This is a genomic window from Pseudobacillus sp. 179-B 2D1 NHS, assembly GCF_045370945.1.
Classification (GTDB): Bacteria; Bacillota; Bacilli; order Bacillales; family Domibacillaceae; genus Pseudobacillus.
This window is the reverse complement of sequence record NZ_JBIQDP010000007.1, coordinates 192,742-200,503: the sequence shown is the minus strand read 5'-3', so window position 1 is coordinate 200,503 and position 7,762 is coordinate 192,742. Positions and strand designations below refer to the sequence as shown.

Below are 7,762 nucleotides of genomic sequence, written 5' to 3'. Positions count from 1 at the left end.
GGCTATGTTTCAGTTTATAGAAGGCTGGTATAACCGAAACAGAATTCATAGCAGCATTGGTTATCAGACACCTCAATATATTGAGGATCAAATTAGAAAGACAGCTTAAGACTTAACTTTTTTGTGTCCAAATTATTGACTCAAATCCAAACTGATTCAAAAATCTCTCCTAAGTCATCCGCTTTTTTTGTATAAGAAGCACCAAAAGCATAAGCTTGAATGACTAATTTTGTTTCAGTAAAGTAAAAGTGAAAAACCATTGATAAATCGATTTCTTTAGTAACTGGATTTATAAAATAAAGTTTGTTCATTTCTATTACTGAATGCAAGATAGCTTTTGTACGTTGAATTTTCGAGTAAGAATACTTGCTTTGAAAATAGACCGTAAACCAAAAGATTAATAATGTTACTAAAGGTAATATGACAATAACTTTTGATAACCGATATTCAGTAAAATGAGCAAGTACATTATTCAGTTGCATCAATGCTACTGAGAGAGCAAGTAGCATTGATGTAATACCGATAATTTGAGAAAGGTTTATTTTAGGCTTATATCGAACTCGAAATATTTTATAATTGTTTTGACTATGATTGTTCATATATCTCCCTAATTTACCTTCTTAATTGATTTTGCTTTGAAAGATAAAGCTACACGATTATTTTGTACATAAGCATTTGCTTGTAGTTCTTCTAATTTTACTTTGATAGGTGTTCCTCCATTTTCACCTTCAAAGTCAATTAGGGGTTGAGGGCTTTCTATTTTGATCGAAATTTTATCCCAATTATATTCGGAAAGAACGAGGTGATATTTATATCCAGCGATTTCCCCAGTGTTTACCCCGTCTTGAAATTTTGTATATGCCTCCGCAGATGATACTAACAGCATAGTGTTTCCTAATTTTGTAATGTCTAATAAATCTTTGATATTAATCATGATTTCCTCCTGAAATTCCGTTTGTAATTGATTTAAAATTTGTTTCTAAAAACTTTTTAGTTTCTGAAGCTAAAAAGTAGTATTTTCCACCTTTACGCGATGGATAATGAACGAAAGATTCTAATTGTTTTCGGTATTTATGATTGTTTAGAATCTTTTCAGAAAAAGTTTTTCTACTAACTTTCACTCGTTTTAGTACATCTTCTAAAGTCCACCATTCACCCTGTTCTTGATTTTCTTGTAATTGTTTATATAAATTTTTTTCAATTACAATTAAATTATCTGGAATTTGTATAGGGACAGTAATTTCAATAATTTGCATAAAATTCTCCTTTATATAAAAAATTTTAGTTATATTTATTACTAGGGAAAAAAATAAATTTTTAACTTTAATATTTGCATATTGTTAATTCCTTTCTCTGCAATGAATTTTAAATACTATACTTTCAAAAAATGAGTATTTCTAGAGTAGTTAAAGATTTTTTATTAAATTTCTAAAAAAATTTTAAAGTTCTTTGCAAATGGTTTTAAATACTATACTTTCAGTTTTTTCATATTTTAAGAGGAATAGAATAAATGAATTAATAGACCTAAGATAAAGTAAAAAAAAGGAATCTGTAAACTTTTTGTTTTATAATTAAATGTATTAATAAATGAAATAGAGTGGTGGAGGGGTAAATATGAAAACTCTTTTATTCGGAAATGGTGTGAATATTCAGTTTGGGGGTGAAGAAAACAGCAATAAAGAAATTTTAATTAGAGCAGTAAAGAAATGTAGAGAAAAAAGTTTCCCTAAACACATAATTATCGATGACCCTGAATTACTTATAGGTTTATTAGGAATTCTATTTAGGGAAGTATCTGAGATTTTAAATAGTGAATATGATAGGTATGCAATTTCAACTGACGAAAGAACACATTTAAAAGAGTTAAAATTAAAATATGGTAGTAAAAAAAGTTTGAATTTCACTGATATTGGGTTTGAAGATTATTACTTAATTTATGATTTGATGTGTAATAAAAATGGAATTAAAAATCCCGAAAGATTTCATATAAGAGAATCCTTGAAATTGATGTTTATTCTTTCAATCTATAATGATGGGAGAGTTAGTGAGAATTATAAAAACTTTCCTCCAAAATTAATAGAATTCTTTAATGAGTTCAATTCACTTTTTACGACGAATTATGACCTAAATGTGGAGGAGTTTAGTAAGAAGGATGTTTATTATTTGCATGGCACTTTTAAATATAAAGCAGACGTATATAGAGAAGACTCTTTCAGAAATAAATTGTCGGATAGACCTATTGAGAATTACAAAATAGACGAAAATTATTACTATCTTTATTCTAACGTGCTAACAACATATAACGGGAATTATAAATCATCTAGTATGGAACAAGCTACTATTGCTAATAGTAGCTTAGATAAGTTCTCAGAAAAATATAATCAAGATGAAAAATTAAAGCAAACCGTAGCAGAGTGGAAGAGAGATGAAAATCATATTTTAAGAAATTTAGCTGAGAGCATAATACTAAAATCTGAAGACCAAAATTTACGATACGAGGAATTGTATCCTGTAAATGAATTTAAGCAAATCGAGGATGAATTGATTATTTTAGGTCTATCTCCATTTAATGATACTCACATATTTAAATACATAAATGAGAACTCAAAATTAAAAAATATAAAGTATTATTTTTATTCAGAAGATGAAAAGTTTGTTGTTGAAAAGTTATTAAATAATTTTGAAGTAGATTTTGTACAAGTAGATAACTTATGGTCTGAATATAAATAGGAGGATTGTATATGAACGAAGAAATGAGGAATATATTAAATGTACATAAAGTTCTTACAGGCAGTATTATGTCAGCGGAAGATATATTAAATGAGTATACAAAAATTAGTAAATATAAAAAGAAGTTTTTATATGATAAAGTCAAACTTATAATAAAAAAATTCAATGGTCCTTTTGATACTCAACAACCAGTTCTTTTAATTGAGTTTGGATTAGTTTCCGCCGAACTGAATGTAGATCCAGCTGTGATAATGTTAGCCTATACTAAAAAGGGTAAATAACTAAGTTGTAGAAAATTTGTAGAAAACGAAAGTAGTAACGGACTTCATTACTCTTAAACTTTATGATTAAATCAGCATTTTACTTAACTATACACATCAAAACTAACGCAATTACCCCGACCACCGGTATTACAATTCGTTGATACAACGGCATTGAAAGACGCTTACTATCGTTAGTAGGCGTCTTTTTTGCGTCTAATCAGACACTATTAAATTGGAAGGGTCATAACTTAAAAAGATAAGACTCTGGATGGAGTTATCTCTCATTAGCGTATATGTTAAACTAATTTAAGAGGGAGTATTTATCAATAAACGTGCCATTTTACGGAATAATTAAGGGAGGACTTATCATGACCAAACATAAGATCTACGCAATGAGTGTTGCAAGTGTCTATCCCCATTATGTTGCGAAGGCGGAGAAAAAAGGACGTACGAAAACAGAAGTCGATGAAATCATCCGTTGGTTGACAGGGTATAGTCAGGAAGAGTTAGAATCGCAACTGGAAAAACAGACAGACTTTGAGACCTTCTTTGCGGAAGCTCCCCAACTGAATCCTTCCCGGGCTTTGATCAAAGGTGTGATCTGCGGTGTCCGAGTGGAAGATATAGAAGAACCAACTATGCAGGAAATTCGCTATTTGGATAAGCTGATCGATGAATTAGCAAAGGGAAAAGCAATGGAGAAGATTTTGCGGAAATAATAATTAACATTCTATTCATCCAAAAGCGGCTATCTTAAATTATCGGGCGGATGATGGAACAAAGAATTTCAAAATTAACCTTCATAAAAGCTGCATGTAAACAGTCGACTAAATAAAGTCGGCTGTTTTATTTTACTGCCATCCCTCCAACCATCCCCCAAAGAAAATTAGAAATTAGGTGCCTGCAAAACCTGCGGATTATGAGTTGGGGTAAGTAGCAGCTGTTTGAAAACGTCCTATAAGTAAGAAGAAATTCGCTATGGAGCATGTAAATGCAGCGAAAATGCATCCTATTTTATCCGACTGTTACGACCGCCAGTCTAACACAATTATCAGTGCAGATAATAAGAAGGAAAGGGATAAAAGGATTATATTGCGTAATACGAGTTAGACTGTTTACTAGCTGTGACTTTCTGACAGAGACCAACCGATTAGCTGATCCTCTCTAGAATTGCTGAGCTGGAAATTGCTGATCATTTTCTAGAAGTTTGCATGATTGAAATTTTCCTGAGAGGGAATTTAATTAGTACATCATGTAAAGGAGATAGTCACTCATGGAAAAACGAATCATAGGTGTTTATGAAACTGAAAAACAAGCACAAGCAGCGGTAGAGGATTTACAGAGAAAGGGCTACAATTTTGAGCAAATCTCTATTGTTGCAAAAAATATCGAAGGATTAGAATCGAATGGTGACCAAGTGAAACCTAATGAAACGGAAGGAATTATTGCAGGAGCAACGGCTGGCGGAATCATCGGGCTGGCTAGTTTTTTCGTAGGAATAAGTGCTCTAGCAGTTCCGGGTATTGGTCCAATAATAGCGGCAGGTCCGTTATTATTAACCCTGGGTGGGGCTGTATCTGGTGCTGCTGCTAAAAACGGCGGTTTAATCGGGGCCTTGCAGGAGATTGGATTGGATGAAGGAGAAGCTCGCCGATATGAAGAGGATGTGAGAAAAGGGAAAATTCTCATTGTCGTCGCAGAATAATTCTGAAATAAAGGATGCTTAAAAGAATGAAGGAATATCAACATTTAAAACGTCTTTCTACAAGTTGTAGGAGGACGTTTTTTATTTGTTTTGAACTGTGAGTTAAGAACTTTAAGACCACACCCTATTCAGTATCATACTAAAGGTAAACGTTTTGCGTACATATGAAGGTCAGTGTTAAATTTAATAAATGGAGTAACGCTTGTCTTTGAAGCTTCATACTATATATTAGACGTGAGGCAGCACCTGGCGTCTGATTGGACTGAAATTTTTACAGTCAGGACTGGCTACAAAGACCAGTCCTTTTTTTGAGAAAAAACTTTAATAGCAGAGAATGTTTTTACACTAAAAAGTATAGGACAGAGAAAGAAGCAGGAGCAACCGCTAGGCTGCTCCTGTTTTAAGATTATTCGATGGCTTCTTTAATTTGTTTAACGTAAAAGAAGCGGACAACCAGATAATAAATGATTTGAATAGCGAGAAAGCTTGTAAGTACCATGGCTGATTCTGTGACTAGATTGTAGCTAAACATCCGTGAAAGAGAGGTTAGAGCCACAGCACCGTGGATGAGCGCAACAGCCATTGGTGCAAAGAACAGCAAGGCTGTTTGACGATTTACGATCTTTTTCATTTCAGGTACGGTTAATCCCATTTTAGCAATGGCTTGGAACTTTACTTTGTCTTCAGACAGATCGGTAAAGAGACGGAAATAGAGAAAGCTTCCAGCTGATACGAAAAAGACAATCCCGATAAACAATCCAATAAAGAGAATCGGACCATAGCCTTTTTCAATTTGATAGATAATAAAATCGATCGAGAAGAATGTTCCAGGTTCATAATGCTCTTGTAACACTTCTCCTGTTTTTCGCAATTGTTCTGAAGTGTTTTTGTTTGATGCGTGCCAGATGACATTCTGCTCAACTTTTACAGGTTTCGGCAGCTGATTGTATATCTTGTCACTCACAATATAGTAATTCTCAAAGTTTGGATAGGCATCTGCATCAATCAGCTGACTTGGTTTGATTTCTTCCCCGTTAGCGAGCGTGATAGCCTGTTTTAGCAGGCTGTCATCTTGATTACTTTGGTCGAGGCTAGCAATGCTCTTCTTAGCCACGACAGCTTCTTTTTCTTTAAGGTCAAGCTGTGGTTTGTCAAGCAGTTGTGCTGCTTTATTATAATCGGCAGCGTTTAAAACGAGTATGCCATTAGGCTTGCCGTTAAATGGAACGTAGATTTTTGTTATGTCTAGCCGCTCTGCATCAATGCCATTCCGCTTAATGGCGCTTTGGGCGTATTGTACATCTTTCTCCATGTTCTTTGTCTTCTCATAAGGCTGGTAACTGTACGTAAATGGATTTGCCTGGACGATGCCTTTCGTCAAATAGGAATGCGTCCCGTACAAAGTGCCAATCGCACTGAAGGCAACGGTAGAGATAATAGCGACCATAAAAAAGGCACGTGCATTGTCTTTCATTCGAAAAGACAGGTCTGAAAATAAGACCATGTTTGTATTGCGCCAGAAGAGCGCCTCGTTGCGTTTCAGTCGGCGAATAATAAAGACGTTTAACTGGCTGAACAGCAGGTAAGTGCCGATGATAACAACAACGACAACAGGCACCATCACGACAATAACTTCCATTCCTTTCACATAAAGCGCTGTTCCATACCCGCCAAGCAGCAAAAGTACTGCCAGGACAGAAAGAAAAATAGAAGCTTTTGGTTCATCTTTCGGCTTCTTGTCTCCTTTAATCAGGTCAACGAGCTTATGAGTGCGCAAGATAAAGGAAACAAAAAATGAAATAAACAAAAACAGTATAATAAACGAAATAAATGTGACAATCATTGCCATGAATGGCCAGTAGAAATGAAGGTTCTCCTCAAGAATAAGAACATTTTCGGCCAATAGCAGAATGAGCTTAGCAAAGACAAGCCCGAGCAGAATGCCGCTAATGGTAGCGAACAGTCCGATCAACATGTTTTCCATGAAAACCATCAGCCGGATTTGCCGGGTGCTCATTCCCTGCATCATCAGCAAACCAAATTCTTTCTTTCGAGACTGTAAGAAAGCACTCATGGAATACAAAACAAAAAAGAAAGAAAATACGTAAATAATGCCGCCGGCCACGGTCAGCGCAAACATCGCATGTTTGTTCATGTCGCTACCCTGAAATGACGGATGAAAGGCAAAGATCGCAAATGTAAAGAAAACCATAACGGTAAACAAGCTGCTCAGAAAATACGCAGCATACAGCCGCTTGTTGCGGAGGACGTTATTAAACGCGAACTGACGAAAAGTCATGGTCGTTCCCCCCAAGCAAGGAAAGTGTGTCGATAATTTGCTGGAAGAAGCCTTTTTGGCTGTCTCCACGGTAAATCTCGGAATAAAGCTTACCGTCACGGATGAAGACGACACGGTCAGCATAGCTTGCTGCCTGCGCCTCATGCGTCACAAGGAGTGTAGTCATCCTGTCTTTTTTGTTTAAAGCAGACAACAGCTCCATTACGTCTTTAGAGGCTTTGGAATCAAGGTTTCCGGTTGGTTCGTCAGCAAGTAACAGCTTTGGATTATGAATGATCGCCCGGGCAACAGCTGCCCGCTGTGCTTGACCTCCCGAAATTTCGAAGGTGCGCTTTTTCATAATTCCAGCAATGCCCAGCTTTTCAGCTACAGCTCTTGCTTTGCCTTTCATTTCTTTGACGCTTCTTCCATCAAGCGTGAGCGGCAGAACGATATTTTCTTCAACCGTCAGTGTGTGAAGAAGGTTGAAGTCCTGAAAGACAAAACCAAGCTCTCTGCGGCGGAACTTAGCCAAATCATTTTTCTTTAGCCGATGGGGATTCTGTCCATCAATTGTAATTTCTCCAGTTGTCGGTTCATCAATGGTTGCTACCATGTTCAGTAATGTTGTCTTTCCACTTCCCGATGGCCCCATAATGGCGACAAACTCTCCATCTCCTATAGACAAATCAATATCGGTTAGAGCACGGTAGGCGACTTTTCCTTCATAAACTTTTCCGACTCTTTTCACCTCAAGCATACTTATTTCTCCTCTCGCTTTTGTAC

Annotated in this window: 9 protein-coding genes; 4 read left to right on the top strand and 5 right to left on the bottom strand. The window is 35.8% G+C overall.

Annotated elements, in window-relative coordinates:
* Positions 1–140: 140 nt before the first annotated feature.
* The 3 genes from ACH0BF_RS09795 to ACH0BF_RS09785 are packed head-to-tail and all read right to left on the bottom strand — an operon-like array spanning position 141 to position 1,256.
* A complete protein-coding gene (locus tag ACH0BF_RS09795; protein ID WP_406909329.1) occupies positions 141–599 on the bottom strand; it encodes a hypothetical protein in 459 nt (152 codons plus the stop codon).
* An 8-nt stretch (positions 600–607) separates the two neighbouring features.
* Positions 608–934 carry a hypothetical protein gene (locus ACH0BF_RS09790; RefSeq protein WP_406909328.1) on the bottom strand — a complete coding sequence of 109 codons (327 nt, stop codon included), beginning with the start codon at positions 932–934 and terminating at the stop codon, positions 608–610.
* Positions 927–1,256 carry a DUF771 domain-containing protein gene (locus ACH0BF_RS09785; protein WP_406909327.1) on the bottom strand — a complete coding sequence of 110 codons (330 nt, stop codon included), beginning with the start codon at positions 1,254–1,256 and terminating at the stop codon, positions 927–929. Before ACH0BF_RS09785 ends, ACH0BF_RS09790 begins: the two co-directional genes overlap by 8 nt.
* Positions 1,257–1,614: 358 nt before the next feature.
* Here ACH0BF_RS09785 and ACH0BF_RS09780 point away from each other — a divergent pair, with 358 nt between their 5' ends.
* The 4 genes from ACH0BF_RS09780 to ACH0BF_RS09765 all read left to right on the top strand — a co-directional run bounded on the left by ACH0BF_RS09780 (position 1,615) and on the right by ACH0BF_RS09765 (position 4,698).
* The gene (locus ACH0BF_RS09780) at positions 1,615–2,730 is read left to right on the top strand and encodes a hypothetical protein (RefSeq protein WP_406909326.1); all 1,116 of its coding nucleotides are present in this window, start codon (positions 1,615–1,617) and stop codon (positions 2,728–2,730) included.
* 11 nt (positions 2,731–2,741) lie between these two features.
* A complete protein-coding gene (locus ACH0BF_RS09775) occupies positions 2,742–3,011 on the top strand; it encodes a hypothetical protein (RefSeq protein WP_406909325.1) in 270 nt (89 codons plus the stop codon).
* A 350-nt stretch (positions 3,012–3,361) separates the two neighbouring features.
* Positions 3,362–3,712: a DUF2200 domain-containing protein gene (locus tag ACH0BF_RS09770; protein WP_120036393.1), complete on the top strand. Its 351-nt coding sequence runs from the start codon at positions 3,362–3,364 to the stop codon at positions 3,710–3,712.
* A 554-nt stretch (positions 3,713–4,266) separates the two neighbouring features.
* Positions 4,267–4,698 carry a general stress protein gene (locus ACH0BF_RS09765; RefSeq protein WP_340856094.1) on the top strand — a complete coding sequence of 144 codons (432 nt, stop codon included), beginning with the start codon at positions 4,267–4,269 and terminating at the stop codon, positions 4,696–4,698.
* A gap of 406 nt (positions 4,699–5,104) precedes the next feature.
* Here the strand turns inward: ACH0BF_RS09765 and ACH0BF_RS09760 are convergent, their stop codons facing one another.
* Positions 5,105–6,997, bottom strand: a complete 1,893-nt coding sequence (locus ACH0BF_RS09760) for an ABC transporter permease (protein WP_340856092.1) — start codon at positions 6,995–6,997, stop codon at positions 5,105–5,107.
* Entirely contained in the window at positions 6,972–7,736 is a 765-nt protein-coding gene (locus ACH0BF_RS09755; RefSeq protein WP_340856091.1) for an ABC transporter ATP-binding protein, read from the bottom strand. Before ACH0BF_RS09755 ends, ACH0BF_RS09760 begins: the two co-directional genes overlap by 26 nt.
* Positions 7,737–7,762 lie beyond the last annotated feature (26 nt).